The 20,800-nt window shown below is 36.8% G+C and carries 18 protein-coding genes; 10 read left to right on the top strand and 8 right to left on the bottom strand.

Features of this window, described 5'->3' with window-relative positions:
* Positions 1-2: 2 nt before the first annotated feature.
* Positions 3-1,010, bottom strand: coding sequence for a 6-phosphofructokinase (gene pfkA / locus DAY19_RS02995; protein WP_199506604.1), 1,008 nt, complete (start codon positions 1,008-1,010; stop codon positions 3-5).
* Positions 1,011-1,018: 8 nt separating this feature from the next.
* Entirely contained in the window at positions 1,019-2,542 is a 1,524-nt protein-coding gene (gpmI, locus tag DAY19_RS02990) for a 2,3-bisphosphoglycerate-independent phosphoglycerate mutase (RefSeq protein ID WP_114705700.1), read from the bottom strand.
* A gap of 195 nt (positions 2,543-2,737) precedes the next feature.
* Between gpmI and DAY19_RS02985 the strand changes: the two genes are divergently transcribed.
* From DAY19_RS02985 to DAY19_RS02975, 3 genes are all read left to right on the top strand, one after another.
* On the top strand, positions 2,738-3,472 hold the full coding sequence (locus DAY19_RS02985) for a hypothetical protein (RefSeq protein ID WP_114705699.1): 735 nt from the start codon (positions 2,738-2,740) through the stop codon (positions 3,470-3,472).
* A 163-nt stretch (positions 3,473-3,635) separates the two neighbouring features.
* Positions 3,636-5,360 (top strand): acyl-CoA dehydrogenase, encoded by a 1,725-nt coding sequence (locus tag DAY19_RS02980; RefSeq protein WP_114705698.1) that lies wholly within the window; start codon positions 3,636-3,638, stop codon positions 5,358-5,360.
* A gap of 31 nt (positions 5,361-5,391) precedes the next feature.
* The gene (locus DAY19_RS02975) at positions 5,392-6,207 is read left to right on the top strand and encodes a hypothetical protein (RefSeq protein WP_114705697.1); all 816 of its coding nucleotides are present in this window, start codon (positions 5,392-5,394) and stop codon (positions 6,205-6,207) included.
* 2 nt (positions 6,208-6,209) lie between these two features.
* Here the strand turns inward: DAY19_RS02975 and DAY19_RS02970 are convergent, their stop codons facing one another.
* Entirely contained in the window at positions 6,210-7,445 is a 1,236-nt protein-coding gene (locus DAY19_RS02970) for a THUMP domain-containing class I SAM-dependent RNA methyltransferase (RefSeq protein ID WP_114705696.1), read from the bottom strand.
* A gap of 198 nt (positions 7,446-7,643) precedes the next feature.
* Here DAY19_RS02970 and ahcY point away from each other — a divergent pair, with 198 nt between their 5' ends.
* From ahcY to DAY19_RS02955, 3 genes are all read left to right on the top strand, one after another.
* A complete protein-coding gene (ahcY, locus tag DAY19_RS02965; protein WP_114705695.1) occupies positions 7,644-8,939 on the top strand; it encodes an adenosylhomocysteinase in 1,296 nt (431 codons plus the stop codon).
* A gap of 63 nt (positions 8,940-9,002) precedes the next feature.
* A complete protein-coding gene (rpiB, locus tag DAY19_RS02960; RefSeq protein ID WP_114705694.1) occupies positions 9,003-9,443 on the top strand; it encodes a ribose 5-phosphate isomerase B in 441 nt (146 codons plus the stop codon).
* A gap of 4 nt (positions 9,444-9,447) precedes the next feature.
* Positions 9,448-10,128, top strand: a complete 681-nt coding sequence (locus tag DAY19_RS02955; RefSeq protein ID WP_133296870.1) for a hypothetical protein — start codon at positions 9,448-9,450, stop codon at positions 10,126-10,128.
* Position 10,129: 1 nt separating this feature from the next.
* Here the strand turns inward: DAY19_RS02955 and DAY19_RS02950 are convergent, their stop codons facing one another.
* Both DAY19_RS02950 and DAY19_RS02945 read right to left on the bottom strand, forming a co-directional pair.
* Positions 10,130-10,522 (bottom strand): thiol-disulfide oxidoreductase DCC family protein, encoded by a 393-nt coding sequence (locus DAY19_RS02950; protein ID WP_114705692.1) that lies wholly within the window; start codon positions 10,520-10,522, stop codon positions 10,130-10,132.
* Positions 10,523-10,548: 26 nt separating this feature from the next.
* Positions 10,549-12,312: a hypothetical protein gene (locus DAY19_RS02945; RefSeq protein ID WP_114705691.1), complete on the bottom strand. Its 1,764-nt coding sequence runs from the start codon at positions 12,310-12,312 to the stop codon at positions 10,549-10,551.
* 236 nt (positions 12,313-12,548) lie between these two features.
* Between DAY19_RS02945 and DAY19_RS02940 the strand changes: the two genes are divergently transcribed.
* From DAY19_RS02940 to DAY19_RS02925, 4 genes are read left to right on the top strand one after another with little or no spacing between them, the layout of a single operon-like run.
* The gene (locus DAY19_RS02940; RefSeq protein WP_114705690.1) at positions 12,549-13,112 is read left to right on the top strand and encodes a metal-dependent transcriptional regulator; all 564 of its coding nucleotides are present in this window, start codon (positions 12,549-12,551) and stop codon (positions 13,110-13,112) included.
* A 40-nt stretch (positions 13,113-13,152) separates the two neighbouring features.
* A complete protein-coding gene (locus tag DAY19_RS02935) occupies positions 13,153-13,653 on the top strand; it encodes a hypothetical protein (protein WP_133296869.1) in 501 nt (166 codons plus the stop codon).
* A complete protein-coding gene (locus tag DAY19_RS02930; protein ID WP_114705688.1) occupies positions 13,653-14,870 on the top strand; it encodes a hypothetical protein in 1,218 nt (405 codons plus the stop codon). Before DAY19_RS02935 ends, DAY19_RS02930 begins: the two co-directional genes overlap by 1 nt.
* A gap of 31 nt (positions 14,871-14,901) precedes the next feature.
* Positions 14,902-16,935 (top strand): M3 family metallopeptidase, encoded by a 2,034-nt coding sequence (locus tag DAY19_RS02925; RefSeq protein ID WP_114705687.1) that lies wholly within the window; start codon positions 14,902-14,904, stop codon positions 16,933-16,935.
* Positions 16,936-17,403: 468 nt separating this feature from the next.
* Here the strand turns inward: DAY19_RS02925 and DAY19_RS02920 are convergent, their stop codons facing one another.
* Genes DAY19_RS02920 through DAY19_RS02910 form a run of 3 tightly spaced genes read right to left on the bottom strand, consistent with a single transcriptional unit; the run spans position 17,404 to position 20,721 of the window.
* Positions 17,404-18,465: a saccharopine dehydrogenase gene (locus DAY19_RS02920; RefSeq protein WP_114705686.1), complete on the bottom strand. Its 1,062-nt coding sequence runs from the start codon at positions 18,463-18,465 to the stop codon at positions 17,404-17,406.
* Positions 18,466-18,487: 22 nt separating this feature from the next.
* The gene (locus tag DAY19_RS02915; protein WP_114705685.1) at positions 18,488-19,735 is read right to left on the bottom strand and encodes an MFS transporter; all 1,248 of its coding nucleotides are present in this window, start codon (positions 19,733-19,735) and stop codon (positions 18,488-18,490) included.
* A 2-nt stretch (positions 19,736-19,737) separates the two neighbouring features.
* Positions 19,738-20,721: an NAD(P)H-dependent flavin oxidoreductase gene (locus DAY19_RS02910; RefSeq protein ID WP_114705684.1), complete on the bottom strand. Its 984-nt coding sequence runs from the start codon at positions 20,719-20,721 to the stop codon at positions 19,738-19,740.
* Positions 20,722-20,800 lie beyond the last annotated feature (79 nt).

The following is a 20,800-nucleotide window of genomic DNA, read 5'->3' as shown; positions in this document are numbered from 1 at the left end:
AATTACTTTGATAGAGTTTTTACAATTTCAACATACTTTTCTTCAACTTCAAACTTCTTACCAAGACAGTTTTCAAGTTTTTCTAGTACAACTTGTCCATTTTGTTCTGCCGTTACACTGGCCTTCTCACCAGCAAGAAGTGACTTCACAGCAAGATGTCCCATTTGGGTTGCAATGAAACGATCTCTGGCAGTAGGGTTTCCACCTCGTTGAATATGGCCTAGGATACATACTCTTGAATCGAGCTTGTGCTTATCAAGGAGTTCATTGTGAACATAATGTGAAAGGCCTTCTGTTTCACCTTCTGAGGCAATAATAATTGAAGAGCCTTTGCCTCTTTTAAGACCTCTTTTAATATCATTAGCAATTGTGTCGATATCAACTTCTTTTTCTTCTTGAACTGGAAAGATAATATTTTCAGCACCAGTACAAAGTCCCACATGAAGAGCGATGGCCGGAGACTTTCTTCCCATAACTTCAACGATAAACGTTCTATCGTGAGAGTGGGCCGTATCGCGGATCTTATCGACAGCTTCGATTGCAGTTTGCACTGCTGTATCAAATCCAATTGAATAGTCAGTTCCTTCGATATCATTATCAATCGTTCCAGGGATTCCAACGACAGGAATTCCATGCTCCTTATGTAACTCCCATGCACCATTGAATGATCCATTACCACCAATAACAATTAGCGCATCAATATTCTTCCTTTTTAGTATATGTGCAGCTTCAGCTCTAATCTCTGGTTTAATAAACTCTGGACAGCGTGAGGTTTGTAGAATCGTTCCACCTTTTTGGAGAATATTTCCAACACTTGCTGTATCCATTTGATGTTGTGAACCTTCGAGAAGACCTGCATAGCCCCGACGTATTCCAAATATTTCTATATCATTAGCTAGACAAGTTCTAACTACAGCGCGAATTGCACAATTCATTCCTGGGCTGTCACCGCCACTACATAGTACTGCAATTCTATTTATATTATTATTTGATTTTGTTTCTTCACTCATAAAATTTCCTATTCAAAGATATGATGTCCAGTAAAGCTAGGTGCTTGATGAAGTCCCATAATATAGAGACAAGTAGGAGATACATCCATTAATGAATGTTCACCCGGTGCAATTGTAAAAGCTTTATCTTTTAATTTTTCGTTAACGACACAAAATGGAACAAGAGCTCCAGTGTGAGCTGTGTGAGGAGTTCCATCTTTATGAACCATTTGATCACTATTTCCATGATCAGCTGTGATAATCATTGTTATCCCTTCCTCTTCACACTTCTTATAAAGTTTTGCGAGACACTCATCAAGAGTCTCTATCGCTTGTACAGCAGCTTCATAATTTCCTGTATGGCCGACCATATCTGAGTTTGCAAAGTTAACAACAGAAAAGTCATATTTTGATACTTTTGCTAAGAGTTTTTCAGTAACTTCTGGAGCACTCATTTGTGGCTTTTCATCATATGTTGAAACTTCTTTTGGTGATGGAATAAGAAGATGGTCTTCTCCTGCAAAAGGCTCTTTTTCACCACCATTAAAAAAGAAAGTTACGTGAGCATACTTCTCTGTTTCGGCTATTTTTAATTGTTTTAGGCCTTGGTCACTTAAGTACTCTGTCATTGTTCCTTTAAGTTTCTCTTTATCAAAGAGAACCGGTAAATCCATTTCATCAGGGATATAAGGAGTCATGCAAAGAAACATTGCAGGAAAGAAAGGCCTTTCAAATTCACTGAACTCTGGATAATTGAAAGCTAGAGTTAGCTGGATTGCACGGTCTGGTCTAAAGTTTGTAAAGAAGACACAATCACCTTCTTTAATAGCATAGTCTTTATTAAATAATGCTGGTGCAATAAACTCGTCAGTTCTTCCAGCTTCATATTCGCTATTAAGATATTCCATAGGAGAAAGATCTGTAATGTCCCCGTTACCTAAATACATATCGTAAGACTTTTTAATCTTTTCCCATCTGCGATCACGGTCCATTCCAATTGAGCGCCCTTGCATTGAAGCAAAGTGGCTGCCTTCATATCCAACGATATCTTTTAAGTACATATCACCACAGGCCGGAGGAGTATCCCTTCCATCCATAAAAGCATGGACGAAGACTTCAATACCACTTTCTTTAAGACATTTAATGATCTCTTTAGTGTGTTCTATATGTGAGTGAATGCCACCATCAGAAAGAAGTCCTAAAAGGTGGATGCGATTATTATTCTTCTTTGCTGTATCAATAAGCTTTTGAAGTTGATATTGACTACAAAGGTTGCCCTTCTTTATCGACTCATTAATACGAACCAAGTCTTGCCTAATAGCACGACCTGCTCCTAAGTTCATATGCCCAACTTCAGAATTACCAACAACACCTTTAGGGAGTCCAACAAGTACGCCACCTGCTTGAATATTTGTGTATGGATAAGTCTTAAACAACTTATCAATGGTTGGTGTTTTTGCGTCTCTAATAGCATTCTTTTCAGTGTTTTCACTAATTCCGAAACCATCAAGGATAACTAAGAGGGCCTTTTTACTTATATTTTTTATCGACATAATCACGATCCTAGCAAAGTGTTTGTACAAAACACATTTTATAACTACTTAAAGTTTATACAAAATACCCCAATGTGTTCACTTTTTATACACATGGTGCTTTCTAATTACTTGTAATCTCATCTTAAAACTTGGCACGCAACTTGTATATATATAGGCAAATTGTTTAAAACACACACAAACACGGAGAATATTATGAAACTTAACTTAAAGAACTCGATTCTATCAGTCATTGTTCTTGCTTCACTAGTCGGATGTGGATCTGACGGCGGAGGAGGCCTAAATGGTAGTGGCTTCAATTACAATGTAAATGTAAACAATGGTACAACTAATGGCCTTGCATCTAGTCTTGTAACAGCACAGCAACTAGCAAATGCAATCGCCAATAATAACTTTGGTCAAAGCTCGCCTCAAGGCCTTTATGCTTTCCAAAAGTCTAACTCAAGCTATGGTTCTCAAGATTGTGAAGAAAAATGGTATGGAACAATTTGTACATATTCGTCATCTTCATCAAGTTATAATAACCAAGACATTGGTTTTAGAGAGTTAGGTGCAAATGGAGTTATTAATCGTAATGTAAATTACTATGGTACTCAATACACATACTCAGAAGATGCCCACTTTGGAAGTTCATTATCATCTCTTGCAAATAATCTTGCATCATATGTAATGTCTGCCAATGCAAATGGTAATTTATATAAAGTTGATCCTTACGGACGCTATTATAGATATTCAGATAATATGAACTGCACTCAGTTCTATTCTTTAGGATATGGCTCACAATCCGATTGTGAGTATGTTAAGAGAATCAGTTCTCGTCGCTGGGTAATTAAGATTAACGGCGCTGCTAATTTAATTGATATGAATCAGGCCCTTATTAGACAACCTGTTTCAAGAGAAGCAACAACTGTTAATGCTACTCCTTACTAAGATTTAAATCCCCCAAATACATACCTGACAAAAAAGCGCGGCAATATCCGCGCTTTTTTATTAAATTAAACCTAATTTACGCCGGCTAAATTTGTCTTTACGTGCATGAAACCTGAACATCATTTATAATAATAGTGTTTTAGTATTAAAAAAGGACTATTATATGGCAAAGTATCGTACAGACTTAATGGATGTAAATTTCAATCTATTTAAAACGTGCAAAATTCAAGAACAGGCCGGTGAACTCGGCTACGGTGAGGCCGAATTAAAGGATATCCTCATCCAATTTGATAAATTTGTAGAAAACGAAATCTATCCAACTCGTCAAGAAAGTGATGAGATTGGGGTAAAGCATGTGGACGGTAATGTTATCGTTCCAGAAATGTTTCACAAAGTTAATAAGAATTTCTATGAAAATGGTTGGTATGCACTTGGCTATCCTGAAGAGGTTGGTGGGATGCCAGCTCCACATGCTTTAAAAGTAGCATGTACTTCAATGGCAATTGGTTCAAACGTTGCTTGGTCAATGTATTACGGACTATCTCAAGGTGCGATGAATGTAATTCTAAAAGTTGGATCTCAGGAACAAAAAGATCTTTTTGTAACGAAGATGATGACTGGTGAATGGGGTGGGACAATGTGTCTGACTGAGCCAGGAGCAGGATCTGATGTTGGGAATGCAAAGACAACGGCAAAGCCACTTGATAATGGAAAATATGCAATCAATGGCGTAAAGATTTTTATCTCTTCTGGTGAGAGTGATCTTTACGAGAATAATATTCACCTCGTTCTTGCACGAACTCCAGGAGCACCTGAGGGAACAAAGGGACTTTCTCTATTTATCGTTCCAAGATTTAACGTTGATTCAGGAGAATCAAATAATGTTAAATGCACGAAGATCGAGCATAAAATGGGAATTCATGCTCAGGCAACTTGTGAGCTAACTTTTGGCCAAGACGGAGAATGTGTTGGTGAGCTTATTGGTGAAGAATTTGATGGTATGAAAAATATGTTCATCATGATGAATGAAGCAAGACTACTTTGTGGACTTCAAGGTGAAGCGCAGTCAAACCTTTGTTATGAACTATCTGAGCAATATGCAAGAGAGCGTTCACAATTTGGTACTGAAATTATTAATATGCCAGATGTTAAGAGAATGCTACTTAAGATGAGATCGACGGCAAGAGGGCTAAGAGCTCTTACTCTTTATACTGCTAATCTATTTGATAAGGCAGAGAAAGGAGATGAGGTTGCAGAAAATGAAATTGCTCTCTTTACTCCAATCTGTAAAGGGTACTGTACAGATGAAGGTGTCAATATCGCAAGTGAAGGTGTTCAAGTTCACGGTGGTTATGGTTATTGTACTGAATACGGTATTGAACAATTCATGCGTGATACAAAGATTGCAACAATCTATGAGGGAACTAACGGAATTCAAGCAATTGACTTTGTTATGAGAAAGATCCTTATGGATAAAGGTGAGACATTCTTTAATGTAGGAAAAAAGATTCAAGCAACAATGAATAAAGAAGAAGCAAAGTCATTTCCTCATGAAATTTCAATGATTGGAAAATCAATGGAGATGAGTGAAGAAGTTGTTAAGAAGTTTGGAAAGCTTATGGCCGAAAAGAACCAAAATGGTGTTATGGCATATGCAACTGACTTCCTAACTTATTGTGGAAACCTTGTTGTTTCTTGGCTTTTACTTGAGCATGCTTGTATTGCTCAAAATGAATTGAAAAACGCTTCTAGTGAAGAAGAGAAAAAGTATTATCAATCAAAAATTGATGACTTTAAAGTATTCTGCCAGTATCAGCTAACACGCAATATTGGTCTTGCTCATAGTGTTTTAAATTTTGAAGAAGATCTAACTTCAATCAATGTTTAATTTTGAAGTATTAAAAACACGGGTGTGAGTAATGGAAAGTATGATTAAAGGAGTTGATCTCTTTAATGAATCAACTCATGGTAGTAGCAACTACTATAAAGACAATATTTATGTCATGAAGAAGAAAGGGGAATATGCACCCTTAAGCTTCATGGAAAAAAAAGTAGAAGAGTTTAATGAGTCAGAGTTATTGAGCAAGGGATATATTTATGACTCCCTTGATCTCGTTGGTGATAAAGAGTTTACTCAATGGTATGAGAATCAATTCTCTCGTAAGCTTAAGAGAACTCAGGCCAAGCAGGTCATGATTATCCATCTTCCAGATAATAAGAGAATCTTTGATGCAATTGAAACCGTTAATAAGGTTTATGACATTTTAAGAGATGAGCATATTATTTTTAACGGTAAGAAGCTACCTGTTCAGTTAGGTGAATGGTATGCAAAGTGTATCTTTGGTTTGATGCAAAAGAAGTCAACTTCTCAAAGAGGATTCGATTTTTATACGACTGATAATAAACGAGTTGAAGTCGTTGTACATTGGGGAGATCAAACTTCACCTAAAGGTGTGAAGGTTAGGAAGTCATTTTGTGATCTTTCAGATCAAGTGATTATAATCTATATGGCCCGAAACTTTATGATCCGCGATATCTGCTTACTTGATTCAGATTTTGTATTAAGAAAGTTTGCAGGTAAAGGACATACAATGTTTCTTAAAGATTCAGATATCGGAACATACTTCTTTTCAAAATCGGCAAAGCACAAGGATAAAGTTGCAAATAAGAACTCGCTTCTTAAATACGCTTTACCTAAGCTTGCTATGAATCTAACGGAATTCTTAGAAAGTTAAGATTACATTAATTCATATTTTAAAAGGCGGCATTCTATGTCGCCATTTAAAAACTCTGTCTTCTTAGAAGTTTTTAGGCGAATATTCTTTCTTAGTGGCCCATGGGCAGTAAGAATATATGCAGTTGATCCTTTAAAATTATTCTTTAATGTCTCTCCAATCTCATAGTAGAAATCATTGATATCTTCAAAACCAATTGCTTGAATTCTCTCTCCATATGGAGGGTTGAATAGAACAATACCTCTTTCAAACCCTGCAGGTACAGATGCTTTAGAAAACTCTTCACAATTGAAATTAACAAAGTCTACACGGCCGAAGCAGTCGAGTAAGTGAGCTCTTGCAAGCTTGAAGTTCTCAACATCTGCATCATTATAAAAGAATTTATCACTTGGGATAGAATCAATCTTCTCTTGTGAGTCTGTCATTACTTCATGAACTTTATCAAAGTACCAATCCACAAGATTTGAATCTTGAAACCATGGATGATTAGTAAATGAATATGGAGTCGTATTCTTCTTAAGTCTAAAAAATGCTGGTGATAACTTTAGAAAATAAATTATCGATTCAATAAGAATCGTTCCAGAACCTGCCATTGGATCATAGAAAGGTCCTTGGCAGTCCCACTTTGTTTCCGCAATAAGTGAAGCCGCTAGGTTTTCACGTAAAGGTGCACGGTGACCTGATTCACGATAACCTCTTTTATCAAGAGACTCACCAACCATGTCAGCGTAAACGATTACCTTACAACCTTCTTTAACTTTTTCAACTCGTTGTAGGAAAGTTACTGTAGGCGTTGTTGTTTCAACATTTGGACGCTTGCCAAACTTATCTCTCATATAATCAACGAGAGAGTCTTTTAGAGTTTGTGATAGGAAGATTGAACTTTTAAACAGCTCCTTACTTTCACCATCTAAAAGAGTATTGATTTTAAAAGTCTGATCTGGTGTGATGTAGTCTTCCCATGGAAGCTCCCCAGCTCTTTTATAAATCTGCTTTTCATCACGGATATAGAAATATCCAACTTCTTTAAAAACACGAGAAGCAATACGGGCATTTAAAATATATTCTACAGTGGCCTTATTTCTGGCCTTGAAAGCTGCACCACCACGGCCGGCCTTTCCTTCAATACCATTGGCACGAAGCTCATTGACGAGGTATTGCTCACAACCACGAGGGCAAGAAGCAAAATAAAAACTCTTGTCATTAATGACTTTATTGCTATTTCTTTGATTATTCATAGGCTGGATTTATGCTTTATTTTGGCGTGTGTCAAAGAAAATAACCTAAGTTAGTAAAATTTCGTTCATTCTTTGTCTAAAAATACCCATAAAAAGGTGATTATTGAGCCGTATAGACTTCAAACTTGAAGAACTTACTGATATAGTTTCCAACATAAATATTTTAATAATTTAGTTAAACATACAAGTGAGGAATTCATGAGCTTTACAGACTACAAAGTAGCTGACATTTCCCTAGCAGACTGGGGAAGAAAAGAAATTAAAATTGCTGAAACTGAAATGCCGGGACTAATGTCTCTACGTAAAGAGTTTGGTGCTTCAAAGCCACTTAAAGGTGCAAAAATCGCTGGTTGTCTTCACATGACAATTCAAACAGCTGTTCTTATTGAGACTCTAGTTGAACTAGGTGCTGAAGTAAGATGGTCATCTTGTAATATTTATTCAACTCAAGATCAAGCTGCTGCGGCCATCGCTGCTGCTGGAATTCCTGTTTTTGCTTGGAAAGGTATGAACGAAGAGGAATTTGACTGGTGTATCGAGCAAACTCTTAAGTGGGCAGATGGATCAGCTCTTAACATGATCCTTGATGACGGTGGTGACCTTACAAATATGGTTCACGACAAATTCCCAGAATTAATCGATGGAATCAAAGGTCTTTCTGAAGAAACAACGACTGGTGTTCATAGACTATATGAAAGAGTAAAAGCTGGAACTCTTAAGATGCCAGCAATCAATATCAATGACTCTGTTACAAAGTCTAAATTTGATAACCTTTACGGATGTAGAGAGTCTCTAGTAGACGGTATCAAGCGTGCAACAGATGTAATGATCGCTGGTAAGACTTGTGTTGTTGTTGGTTACGGTGATGTTGGTAAAGGTTCTGCTCAGTCTTTCAAAGGTCTTGGAGCAAGAGTTATCGTTACTGAAATCGATCCAATTTGTGCTCTTCAAGCAGCAATGGAAGGTTTCGAAGTAATGAAGATGGATAAAGCAGCTCTTGAAGGTGATATCTTCGTTACAACTACAGGTAACTACCACGTAATTAACGCTTCTCACTTAGATAAGATGAGAGATGGTGCAATTGTTTGTAACATCGGTCACTTTGATAATGAAATCGATATTAAGCACCTACATAACAATTATGAAGAAGATAATATCAAGCCACAAGTTGATCTATATACAGCAAAAGATGGTAAGAGAATCATCCTTCTTGCTCAAGGTCGTCTAGTTAACCTTGGTTGTGCAACAGGGCACCCTTCATTTGTTATGTCGAACTCATTCTGTAACCAAGTAATTGCTCAAATGGAACTTTGGGAAAATGCTGGTAAGTATGAGAACAATGTTTATATGCTACCTAAGCACCTTGATGAAAAAGTTGCTCGTCTTCACCTTGAGAGAATCAATGTTGAAATCGATGAACTTTCTCCTCAACAAGCTGAATACATCAGCGTACCAGTTGAAGGTCCATACAAGCCAGAGCATTATCGTTACTAGCCAATACACGCTATTAATTTATAAAAGCCTCCGAAAGGAGGCTTTCTTATTTGAGGTAAAGTCATGAGTAAGAAAATATTCCTAGCAACTGATCACGGTGCATTTGAGCAGAAAGAATCTGTTAAGAAATTCTTAATAAGTGAAGGCTATGATGTTGAGGATCTTGGTACTCATTCTACTGAATCTTGTCACTATCCCGAATATGCTATTGCACTTGCTAAGGCCGTTCAAAAAGAAGGGCGTGGAGTTCTTCTGTGCGGATCGGGGATTGGTGTGAGTATGGTTGCTAATAAGTTCAAGGGAATTCGAGCAGCTCTATGCCATACTGAGGATGATGCAAGATTGTCTCGCGAGCATAATAACTCTAATGTTATCTGCTTTGGTGGGCGTATTTCAAATAGTGAAGAGATTATTGCCATGACTAAGATTTGGCTGGCCACTGAGTTTGAAGGTGGCAGGCATAAAACCCGCATTGACATGTTTTCAGACCTCGGTGAAAATTAAAGATATGTTTAAAATTAAATGGACAGAATATATCTCGTTTTTCGTTATTTTTGTAATTGGAATTTATAGTCTCTATATTTCAAGAACAGATTTAGCTTATTTCGATAATGTGCTTAGTACACATAATGGCCTACTTGAGTGGTTTACCTTCGCAGGCCTTTGTCTAATCTCATTCGGTTACTTCTACCGCCGTAAAGTTCTTTCAAATTTCCGAGATAAAAAGTTTCTTACGATGCTCATTGTTTTGGGGATCTTCTATGTAATCTGTGCATTAGAAGAGGTTAGTTGGGGACAACGTTTATTTGGTTGGCACTCACCTGAGATGTTTAGAGATGCTAATAGTGTTTTATTAGAAACGAACTTTCAAAATTGGTTAATTGCCCGTGGTGTTAGTCATGAGTCTTGGAACCTCTTTCTTAGAGGAGTTCTTTTCTTCTATTTATTTGCTGTTCCAGTTTTTTATTTAAAGGTTGATAAGTTTAAGAACGTAATCGACGCTTTTGCACTTCCTGTGCCGAAGGCAACTCATATCATAATCTTCTTAATCCTTCTTATTATTACTCTGTTTATACCAAGTGATAATAAGGTTCAATTTGCAGAGTTTTGTTTAACTTGGGTATTAACGGCCCTAACTTTAGAGCCGTATAATCGTGGAATGTTTTCTCGTAAAAGTCTTGTTCGCTAGATTAAGCGTGTTTCATACAATTAGGACATTTTCTCTTTATCATTTTGCGATAGGCATTAGTTGTTTTGTGAAAGTAGTCTGTTGCTTTCTTTCCCATGTCACTTTCTATTAGCCAGCTAAACTTGTGTACAAGAGGATAGAGTTTCACTAGGTGAGCAATTACATCTTCACCTTTTAGAACCTTTTTATCTGAAGTGATGTAGTGAACCACATTTTGGCATTCCTCTTCATTTAGTCCAAGTTCTTTGAATTGTTCATACACTTTTTTATCATTTACTGGGATGAAAGAGATCTTTTTAGCACCTTCTAGCCTTGCTAGAGAGTCTTTAAAGCGAATGCAAAGAGGGCATTCATCATCAAAAATGAGAATTGGTAACTTGTAATTTTCTTCCATGAAAATTCCTTTAATTAAATATTTCTTTATTGAATTCCTAATTTCTTTGTTGCTGAATATCGATATCGTCTTGAAATAATCTCAAAGATATTTCTCGATTTATCTTTTGTGATACCAGCGTTTTTTTGTGCCTTTATTGAATAGTCTAAAATATCAGCAGTTGCTCTTGCGTTTTTCTTCTTCTTTTTCTTTAGAAGGTGAGCATAAGGGTTTACAACCTTTTTATCTGATTTCTTTTTCTTGTTAAGCCCATTTCCACCTTTAAAATAAAGTCCGTTATCTTTTTTCTTATAACTAGCATACTTTCCTTTATACTTAAGGCCGCTTCCATAACGCTTTCTAAGTGTTTGTTCTGCTTTCTTGCTTTCTTTCGTCTCTGGTGCCGCTGACATTGCATTTGCAACCGTACCATTTAGTCCAAAGTCTCTAAGGGCATTGGCAACTTCTTCATTCTTCTTTTCATATGAACTTGGAAGTTCAACCTTATCAAGTGCATCTCTTACTTTATCATTGGCCATTGCAAAGATCTTACCTGCAGTTGCGCGGTACGAGTCAGAGGCTCCTTCAGGTTTTGAAACTCCATTTGTCATTTTATAGAAGTTATCAAGGCTTGATCCAAGTCCCCCTGGAATGTACATATCATTGATCTTTGCTGAGATTCTCGTATCAAGACATGTATTAGTTTGGCGACAACTACAACCAACATCTTCTTTTACATTATTATCAACACAAGATACTTGGTAGTTTCCGTTTTGGGCCTTACGTTGAGCGATTTGTGGGTAACAGTAAGTTACATCATTTTGTGTTTCTGGCTGACTACAGTAACAGTCTCTATCTGAAACAGGATTACATTTTCCTTTTCCACTTAATTTCTTACCAACTGAGTTTAGCTTGTCTGCAGCATCACCATGCATTCCATATTCCCACATATAGTATTTTGTCATTAATGCAGAGGCTGCAAGTTTTAAAACGTTAGTAGGGCTTGTAAATGAGCCACCCATCATTGCAATAGAGGCCGTGTAGCAAACTGTTGTTGCTCCCCAACCTTTTCTTTGAATATCTACTGACTTTTGGCGGTCACGGTGTGATCGCGCTTGTTTAAAAAGGGCCGCACTTTGTGCATTTTCAATATCTGGCTGAGATGCTAGTGCAAATTCATCGCTTCGCTTTTGAGTTGCGCGTGCGATAATTTCTGTTCCCATTGGGATATACTGACAATAATCAGCACCTTCTTCCTCTTTGGCTTTTGATTCTTCTGTATTGGCTTGCTTTGTAGCGGCATCTTTATCTACTGGATTTTCATTTGAGTTATTCCATTCCTTAAATTTATCTTCATCTGTAACTTGGAATGAACCATCTTTCTTTGTTACACCACGTTCAGACCATGTTTTTGTAACATCCTTCTTTGTTGTGCGATCAATTTTTCCAAAGGTTCCGCCACCACCAGCTTGTGAAATTGCCGGCATAATCATTGAGTAGGCTTGAGCAACGGCCTTAAATAGTTGTGGGGACATCCCTAAGAATTTCTCACCTTCAGTGGCATCTCCACCATTTTTAATATTGTCACAATAAGCATCGGTACCACATTCTTCTGCCCACGCTTCCTCCGCCTCACGCTTCTGATAACCAGCATGAGTGAAGTTTTCCATCTTCATCTTATCTTGATCTGTAAGATTTCCCGTTCTCACATCTTCTTGAGTCGGAGCTGTATATCCTGCTGACTGGGCCAAGGCATCTATATTCATAGTGGCCCAAATAGCTAGAATGATGAGTTTATTTATCTTTAACATTGATTTCCCTCAATAATTTAGATTCCTTTTAATTTTAACACGCTGAGGCATTGCAAGGGAGGACTGTAATATGTGCCGTCAGTATATTAATGTAATTACAGTGGGTTATGGGGATTATTGCTCTAAATAAAGGGGAATTTCAATGCACCAAAATTTGGGCACATTGCGCTGTGGTATTTGCCAAAAATACCTGAAATTGCTAGATTATAGCTATAACCTAATTTGTGAGAAATATCATGGCCAATTTAGATACGAAAGATAAAAAACCACGTGAAGCAGAACTGTCACATTCAATGGTCCACTACCTGTTGGCCATCCATAAATTGAAGGAAGAAAAAGGTTATGCTCGTGTAACTGATATCGCCAAAGATTTAGGACTGACAAAAGGTTCTGTATCAACAGCTTTAAATAATCTTAAGAAAAGAGAACTTGTTAAAGAAGAAGACGATACAAAGTTTCTTCTTCTGACAGACAAGGGTCATGATGAAGTTCATCGCACTCTTACATCAAGAACTCTTCTTTACTATTTCCTAAAAGATTTTGTAGGTGTTTCTGAAGATATTGCTGAAAAAGATTCATGTATGATTGAGCACCTTTTAAGCGAGGAAACTAGTACGAAATTCTTCGATTTCATGAAGACACTTTCTTGCTCATGTGACGATTTAGCAAAAGATGGTAAACTACCTAAAGGTTTTAATTTTAAAACAACTTTAAGTCTTTGTGACTTTAAGTCTGCTGAAGAGTTCATGGAAGGGCAGAAGGGTGATACTTACTTACAAGAGGACGACCAAGATTCTTAAAATATTTACAATAGCTTTCATTGCATTATCAGTTAATGCAATGGAGTTTTGTTTTAAGAAAGGTCCTTCTATTCACGCAACTCGTTTAAAAATTAAAGAATATCTAATTGAGGGTGAGTCCATAAAGATTCTTCCAAAGTCTCATTGTTTAGATGTAAAAGTTAAACCCACTCGTCAAATCTTTATTTCTAAAATTATAAAATCTCATTTTCGCTCTGATATTGAAGTTAATACGATACCTATTTTTAATTCTGAATTTTGTAAGTTTAAATTAAAAGAAGAAACAACTATCGAAGATAAAGTTTCTGAATCTATTTCAGAATTAATCTCAATGAATGGAGATGAATTTGATTTAGATCTAAGTGGCACTCAGCTGTCTATGATCTGTCATAAAAAAGCGGGATCATATTCATTAGATCTCATTAGTAAAAACACTCGTAAGGACCTTTTAAATATTAAATTAGAGACAGGTAAGTGGTTTGATCTTTCGACTATTTCGTCTTTAGAGGGTAAGAAGTTCTCTTTAATGGTGATTGAATAATGAAAAGTCTTATTACTGCTGTTAAAGAAATTCATCACGGATTTCTTTCATTAAGTGTTTCTGAACGAAAAAATATTTTTGTCGTAACACTAACTCTATTTTTAGCTTTCTTCTCCTATCCTATGATTCGCTCAAGTGCTACGGCATTATTTATTGATAGCTATGGTGCAAAAAGCACTCCATGGATCTGGTTAAGCTCTGTAATGTTCTTAGGAATTAGTGTTAGCATCATCAATATCTTACAGACACTTTATTCGATTGGTGCAATCTTTAATACAATTGTTGCAACGTCGATTGCCTTAATGGGCGGGGCCCTTATTGCTTCATTTAATGGAGTAGCATTTGGTAGTGGTGTCTTTGCAGTATGGAAAGAAGTTTATATTATTCTCGTTGTTCATTTGTCATTGGGTTATTTAAACTCTGTAATCAATATTAAAACAGCAAAACTTGTCTATGGCCCTCTTGGCGCTTTAGGTTCTATTGGTGGTGTCTTTGGTGGTCTATTAACCACTAGTCTTATGAAGAACGTCGGTGTTTTTTATGCGGCAAGTGCAGGTTTATTTGTTTTGGCACTCGTGATTTTAATTTTTAGTTTTACTCAAAAGCAGTTTCTTGAAGCAAAAGATAAGTCTCCAATAACTTCTCTAGAAGGAAAGAAGGCTTACGTCTTTTCGATTTGTGGATTAATTATTTTATCTCAATTCGTTATTAATCTTGCTAACTTTAAGTTTAATCTCGGCCTAGAGGTTTTTGAGAGTGCTGATGCAAAAGGTGCATATCTTGGAAATATATATTCTTCCATTAATATTCTCTCTCTTGTTGTTCAACTCTTAGTTATTCCAATTGCTTTTAAGTATTTAAAAATTCCAATAGTACATATTTTGGTTCCAGTGGTTTTCCTTGTCTTAATTATATTGGATCGCGGTCAATTCTTAGGTCTTCTAGGAACGGCAATCCTCTTTGTTGGTTTTAAAGGGCTCGACTATTCTATATTCTCTGCAGCAAAGGAGATGCTCTATTTCCCTTTAACGCAGAAACAAAAGTATGGGGCCAAGTATATTGTTGATATGATTGTGTACCGTGCGTCAAAAATGGGGATTTCAGCATTATTATTAGTCTTTACAAGTTTAGCTTTCACTCAGAATATGCTACTAATATCAGTGTTACTCTGGATATCTCTGGCCTCATTTATGGCCTATAAATTTCGTTCAGCGTAAAAATATTCATAAACTATATTTAGGAGTCTATATGTCTAATCCATTATTAGAGAAATTTACGAATCCATATGGCGCAAGACCATTTGATAAGATCAAAAATGAGCACTATATGCCGGCCATTAAAGAGGCCATTAAGATGCACAAAGAAGAAATCGAGGCCATTAAAAACTTTGATGGAGAGCTAACATTTGCCAATATTATTGAGCCATATGCAACTTCTGGAAGCGCTATTGAAGATATTTCAATGATCTTCTTTAACCTAAAATCTGCAAATACAAATGATGAGATGAATGAGATTGCAAAAGAGTTCTCTCCTCTTTTAACTGCACATGGAAATGACGTTAACCTTGATGCTGACTTATTTGCAAAGGTTAAAGTTGTTTTTGATAACAAAGAGAATGAAGATTTAAATGCTGAGCAAACTACACTTCTTAACAAAATCTACAAAGGCTTTGTAAGAAACGGTGCTCTTTTAAATGAAGATGATAAGAATAAGGTAAGAAAGATTGATGAAGAACTTTCTAAGTTAGGTCTTGAGTTCTCTGATCATCTTTTAAAAGAAACGAATCGTTTTGAAATGGTAATTGATAATCAAGAAGATCTTGCTGGACTTCCTGAAGGACTTATTGAAGCTGCTGCAATGACAGCTACTGAAAAAGGTCATGATGGTAAGTGGGTTTTCACTCTTGATTATCCAAGCTTTGGGCCATTCATTACTTATGCCCAAAATCGTGAGCTAAGAAAGCAGATGACAATCGCTTCTGGGACAAAGTGTGCTAAGGGTGATGAACTTGATAACCAAGAAATCGTTAAGAGAATCGCTATGCTTAGACATGAAAGAGCTGGGATTCTTGGTTATAAGAGCCACGCGGACTATATTTTAGAAGAGCGCATGGCAATGAGTGCAAAGAATGTTTTTGATCTTTTAAACCAATTAAAAGACAAAGCCATGCCAGCTGCACTTGAGCATATGGATGAAGTAAAAGCATATGCAAAAGAAAAAGATGGTATCGAAGACTTCGCATCATGGGACTATATGTACTACTATGAGAAGTTAAAGAAAGAAAAGTATAGCATTGATGATGAAATGCTTAAGCCATACTTCAAATTAGAAAATGTTCTTAATGGAGTATTTGAAGTTGCAACAAAATTATACGGACTAAACTTTAAAGAAGTTAGTAATGTTCCAAAGTATCACGATGATGTAATGACTTATGAAATTACAGATCGCGATGGTAACTTTATTTCATTATTCTACGGTGACTACTTCCCACGTTCTTCAAAGCGTGGTGGAGCATGGATGACTGCATTTAGAGAACAATATGTTCAAAATGGTGAGGATATCCGTCCACATATTGCTAACGTTTGTAACTTTACAAAGCCAACGACAACAAAGCCTTCACTTCTAACTTTTAATGAAGTGACGACTCTATTCCACGAATTTGGACACGCACTTCATGGTATTCTAACAAAATGTCAGTACCGTATGCTTTCTGGTCCAAATGTATTCTGGGACTTCGTTGAACTTCCTTCTCAAATAATGGAAAACTGGGCATTTGAAAAAGAATGTCTTGATCTATTTGCTAAGCACTATGAAACAGGAGAGCTAATCCCAGAAGAATTAGTTCAAAAGCTAAAAGATAGTTCAAACTTTGGTGAAGGACGTCACACGATTCGCCAACTAAGTCTTGGGCTTCTTGATATGGCATGGCATTCAGGTGATCCTTCAAATATTACAAATGTAGAAGAATTTGAAACTCTAGCAACTAAGGATGTTCAACTTCTTCCAAAGATTCCAGGAACAATGACTTCTACAGCATTTGGACATATCTTTGCTGGTGGATATTCTGCTGGATACTACTCATATAAGTGGGCAGAAGTTCTTGATGCTGATGCATTTGAACTTTTCCTAGAGGAAGGGATTTTTAATACGACAATTGCTGATCGTTTTAGAGAGAATATCCTTGAAAAAGGTGGCTCAGAACACCCAATGGATCTTTATAAGAGATTCCGTGGCCGTGAGCCAGAGGTTGATGCACTACTTAGACGTGGTGGTCTAATTTAGTGCCCCGCAAAATTGGCCGCCCTCGTCAGCTTCGGCTCCTGCCTCTCGCTGACATACCGGTCATCGTGACCATAAAGGCCAGTCTATTGTTTGCGGCGCTAGCTCCCCAGTCTTTAGCTAAAAAAATTATTTCAACAAGCCGGGTTCAAGCCCGGCTTCGTTGTCTCAGGAGCAATGGGAAAGTTATCGCAAAGGAAAAGCGACACTTTAGCTTTGCTAAAGTTAGCAACATGCTTACTTATTAGCAGACTTCTTCGTTTCAAAAATCTCTTTAGCATGCGACCATGTAAAAACAGCTGCAGCATCTTAGCGAAGCTAAGATATGATGCAGTGTTAGCTCCCCAATCTTTAGCTAAAAAGCGATTTAAACAAACCGACGTTTATGTCGGTTTTGTTTTCTCAGGAGCAATGGGAAAGTTATCGCAAAGGAAAAGCGACACTTTAGCTTTGCTAAAGTTAGCAACATGCTTACTTATTAGCAGACTTCTTCGTTTCAAAAATCTCTTTAGCATGCGACCACGTAAAGTAATTCTTCGCATTCTTAAGTTCTAAAAGGTGAGGAATCAATTGATTCGAGTAATCAATCGAGCTCTCTTTTGGTAGGGCCGAAGGAAGATTATCAATGGCGATAATATTGCATTCATGATCGATAGAACTTTCGATTCTATGTAAAGGTTTATCCCATGTTGTATGCACGTCATAAATAGGAATAGGGTTTAAGTCACTATTTGGATCACAACTTACATCACAGATATAAGAGAGTTTCTGATTTCTCTCCATAAGTGATTTATCAAGAAATGGAGGAATCTTAGTTGTCATAAGAACTGTATTGATAAAGATGTCGGCATTAATGATTTCTTCAAAAGGGCCACCTTTCTTTGTTTCATCCACATCCCAATTAACTGATTCAAGTTCAAGATCATCAAGTAGCTCTCTAGCACCACTTCCGCAACGCCCTAAAGCGCCAATGATAAAGGTACAAGGGTTTCTTTTTCCTTGTCTCTTTTCATTTATAATTTTTAGCCATTCATCTTTTGAAGAGTAATGTCGCAGAGGAGCTGGAGACTCTGAGAAGAAGTTCTCTACACTCAAGGCCGCCCCAACATATCCTGCCCAGTAGCCAAATGCTGCTACTCTACGTTTATCTTCATTTAACAAGAACTCAAGATCAAAGAGTGTTCCTTGACCTTCACTATAGCGATGGAAAACCTTTTCGGCTCCATTTTGTCCTTTATAGATATGGGCAAAGTAAATGTGATTATGTTTAAGTGGAAATGTGTCGGTTTCTTTTAATTCTTTTAGTCCTAAAATAAAGACATCATCCGAGACTGGAGCTTCTTCAATCCAGGCATGACTTTCTTTAATTTCACAACCTAATTTCTCATATTCTTGGATAGGAAAGATACGGTCATTAGATTTTTCTACAATAACTTTGTAACCTGCGTCCAAAAGCTTCTTTGCATTTTCTGGTGTTAGAGGAGTTCTTTTTTCAAACTCTTTATCTTCATCTCTTAACCAAATTGTTGTCATATTGATACCTTCTAATAACTTTTTATATACTGTCTTGGATTGATGTATCCCTTTCGACAGTTTCGTTATTAATATTAAATAATGCTTTCATATCGGAAAATAACATCCTTGGAAAAATCAAGGTGCAAAATGCGATACATACGATATAGAGTATTTCTTCTGTTTTAAAACTATTTCCAATAAACGTAAGAATGATCCCACCAAGTATATTTGGAACGACGAAGCCTAAGTCGAGCAAGGCAAAACTACGTGCTAGGTACTTAGTTTCTACTTTATTTGAGACATAATTTAGTTGATTTGTTATTCGTATAAAGACAACAAGTCCCCATATAAAGAAGATAATCAAAGTTGCAAAGTAGGAAGCTGACAGTAGCCAAACTGCCATTAGTATTGGTTCAATATAAAGCGCTGTTATTATAATTTTACCAACAGATTGATCTTTAAGAATAGTGGAGCTTGCCCAGCCACCAAAAAGCCCGCCAAGTCCAAAAAGCGCTAGTCCAATACCGTAGTCTTGTTTTGTAGCACCTAGAACTTCAGTCATATAAGGAAGTATCAATGGAAACATAAACCCAAGAACGAGCCCCTCGATGACAACGTTGGATAGAATCGCCGATAAAGGCTTTTGAGTCTTGGCGTATTTTATTCCATTCTTTATTTCGGAGATGAACTTCTCACTATCTTCTTCATGTTTAGGAGGATTATAGGTTAGTGACATAATAAAGAAGATACCCACGATATATGTTAGAAAATCTAAGGCAACGACTTCTTTAATACCACCAAAGGCGGTAAACATTGTGGCACCTAGAAATGGTCCAATCATATGAAGTACTGCAAAGGCCGAACCAAATAATGCGTTTGCCTTATTCATATCCTTTTGAGGAACTATATCATTTACCATTGCCTGGCGTGTTGGATTATACATCCCTGTAAAAAGAGCAATGAGTCCATCACATAAAATGACAACTTCAGGACTTTCCACAAAGAGAATGGTGAAGATAATCGGAATTCTAATATAATTGGTAAAAAGTAATACCTTCTTGCGATTATACTTCTCTCCAATAACACCACCGATGAGATTTCCGATAGTGAGGAATAAGAGAAATACTGCTCGAGCAGCACCGAGATAGGCCTTATTATTACTTGATAGTTCAAAGACTAAGAGCATGAGGGCCGTCTCTGAAACAAAAGACCCAAGCTCAGACGTTAAGCCTGCAATATAGAGCTTTCTAAAATTTTGATAACGTAAAACCTTAGGAAGCTTAAACATAATTACGATCTTTTTGCTAAGAACTCTTCAACTGCTGTTTCATATTCAGTTATCAGTCGTTTAACAATCTCTTGAACAGTTTCAATTTTCTCAATGAATTCGATTGAAGGGCCAGCAACCCAAACAGTTTTATATGTTGCTCCAAAGGCAGCTTTCTCAACTGCTTTCATTCCCTTATAACCAGTGAGCATCTTTGCATATTTTTTAAGCTTCTTATTCTTGCTCATGGCCTTTTCAACGATATTTTGTTCTGTTCCTATTTTTTGTACATAAGGAGTGTTGATAACCGTACAAGGAGTCCCTGAGATCTTATTAGACATGACGATATCCTTGGCGCCGTAATTTACCACAGCTTCTTTATACGCATCTGAAACAATTGACTCTTTTGTCGCGATAAATGGTGAACCAATTGAAACACCTTCACAGCCAAGGGCCATGATACTAAATAAACCAGAACCTGTTGCAATACCACCTGCTGAAATAACTGGTATATCAAGATTTCTTTTAAGTAATGGAACAAGAATACTTGCTGGAGTTGGTCCAGCGTGACCTCCTGCTCCAGAGTTTACAGCGATTACTGCATCGGCTCCTTGATCTTGAACTTTCTTTGCATATTTTAGGTCAACAACATCACAGATAACTTTTGTACCTTGAGGATGACATTTCTCAATTACTTCCTTTGGGTTTCCAAGTGAAGTGATGATAAAGTCGGGTGCATATTTTGCACATAGATCAATTTGCTTGTGCATGTGGATGTTTGACTGATTTACAATGATATTAATTCCAAATGGACCTTCACATCTTTCTTTTAGCTCTTTTAGACCCTCTTCAAATTCCTCTGGTGTTCTCCAGTTTAGCGCTGGAATACAACCCATAATTCCAGCCTTTGAAGCTTCAACTAGCATATCTATACTTGATACGAGGAACATCGGGGCCATGATAATTGGATATTTAATATTAAAAGTTTCTGTGAGCCATGTTTTCATAACGAATCCTATTTATTTTAATTTTCAAATGACCTTTTGATTATAATGTATTTTTTTGTATTTAACACCTAAGATTACT

It is taken from the genome of Halobacteriovorax vibrionivorans (assembly GCF_003346865.1).
Lineage (GTDB): Bacteria > Bdellovibrionota > Bacteriovoracia > Bacteriovoracales > Bacteriovoracaceae > Halobacteriovorax_A > Halobacteriovorax_A vibrionivorans.
This window is presented reverse-complemented; position numbering and strand designations above follow the sequence as displayed.

What these genes read in the sequence shown, in the direction of transcription:
- pfkA (WP_199506604.1), bottom strand. Translation starts at nt 1,010, where the DNA reads ATGAGTGAAGAAACAAAATCAAATAATAATATAAATAGAATTGCAGTA.
- gpmI (WP_114705700.1), bottom strand. Translation starts at nt 2,542, where the DNA reads ATGTCGATAAAAAATATAAGTAAAAAGGCCCTCTTAGTTATCCTTGAT.
- DAY19_RS02985 (WP_114705699.1), top strand. Translation starts at nt 2,738, where the DNA reads ATGAAACTTAACTTAAAGAACTCGATTCTATCAGTCATTGTTCTTGCT.
- DAY19_RS02980 (WP_114705698.1), top strand. Translation starts at nt 3,636, where the DNA reads ATGGCAAAGTATCGTACAGACTTAATGGATGTAAATTTCAATCTATTT.
- DAY19_RS02975 (WP_114705697.1), top strand. Translation starts at nt 5,392, where the DNA reads ATGGAAAGTATGATTAAAGGAGTTGATCTCTTTAATGAATCAACTCAT.
- DAY19_RS02970 (WP_114705696.1), bottom strand. Translation starts at nt 7,445, where the DNA reads ATGAATAATCAAAGAAATAGCAATAAAGTCATTAATGACAAGAGTTTT.
- ahcY (WP_114705695.1), top strand. Translation starts at nt 7,644, where the DNA reads ATGAGCTTTACAGACTACAAAGTAGCTGACATTTCCCTAGCAGACTGG.
- rpiB (WP_114705694.1), top strand. Translation starts at nt 9,003, where the DNA reads ATGAGTAAGAAAATATTCCTAGCAACTGATCACGGTGCATTTGAGCAG.
- DAY19_RS02955 (WP_133296870.1), top strand. Translation starts at nt 9,448, where the DNA reads ATGTTTAAAATTAAATGGACAGAATATATCTCGTTTTTCGTTATTTTT.
- DAY19_RS02950 (WP_114705692.1), bottom strand. Translation starts at nt 10,522, where the DNA reads ATGGAAGAAAATTACAAGTTACCAATTCTCATTTTTGATGATGAATGC.
- DAY19_RS02945 (WP_114705691.1), bottom strand. Translation starts at nt 12,312, where the DNA reads ATGTTAAAGATAAATAAACTCATCATTCTAGCTATTTGGGCCACTATG.
- DAY19_RS02940 (WP_114705690.1), top strand. Translation starts at nt 12,549, where the DNA reads ATGGCCAATTTAGATACGAAAGATAAAAAACCACGTGAAGCAGAACTG.
- DAY19_RS02935 (WP_133296869.1), top strand. Translation starts at nt 13,153, where the DNA reads ATGGAGTTTTGTTTTAAGAAAGGTCCTTCTATTCACGCAACTCGTTTA.
- DAY19_RS02930 (WP_114705688.1), top strand. Translation starts at nt 13,653, where the DNA reads ATGAAAAGTCTTATTACTGCTGTTAAAGAAATTCATCACGGATTTCTT.
- DAY19_RS02925 (WP_114705687.1), top strand. Translation starts at nt 14,902, where the DNA reads ATGTCTAATCCATTATTAGAGAAATTTACGAATCCATATGGCGCAAGA.
- DAY19_RS02920 (WP_114705686.1), bottom strand. Translation starts at nt 18,465, where the DNA reads ATGACAACAATTTGGTTAAGAGATGAAGATAAAGAGTTTGAAAAAAGA.
- DAY19_RS02915 (WP_114705685.1), bottom strand. Translation starts at nt 19,735, where the DNA reads ATGTTTAAGCTTCCTAAGGTTTTACGTTATCAAAATTTTAGAAAGCTC.
- DAY19_RS02910 (WP_114705684.1), bottom strand. Translation starts at nt 20,721, where the DNA reads ATGAAAACATGGCTCACAGAAACTTTTAATATTAAATATCCAATTATC.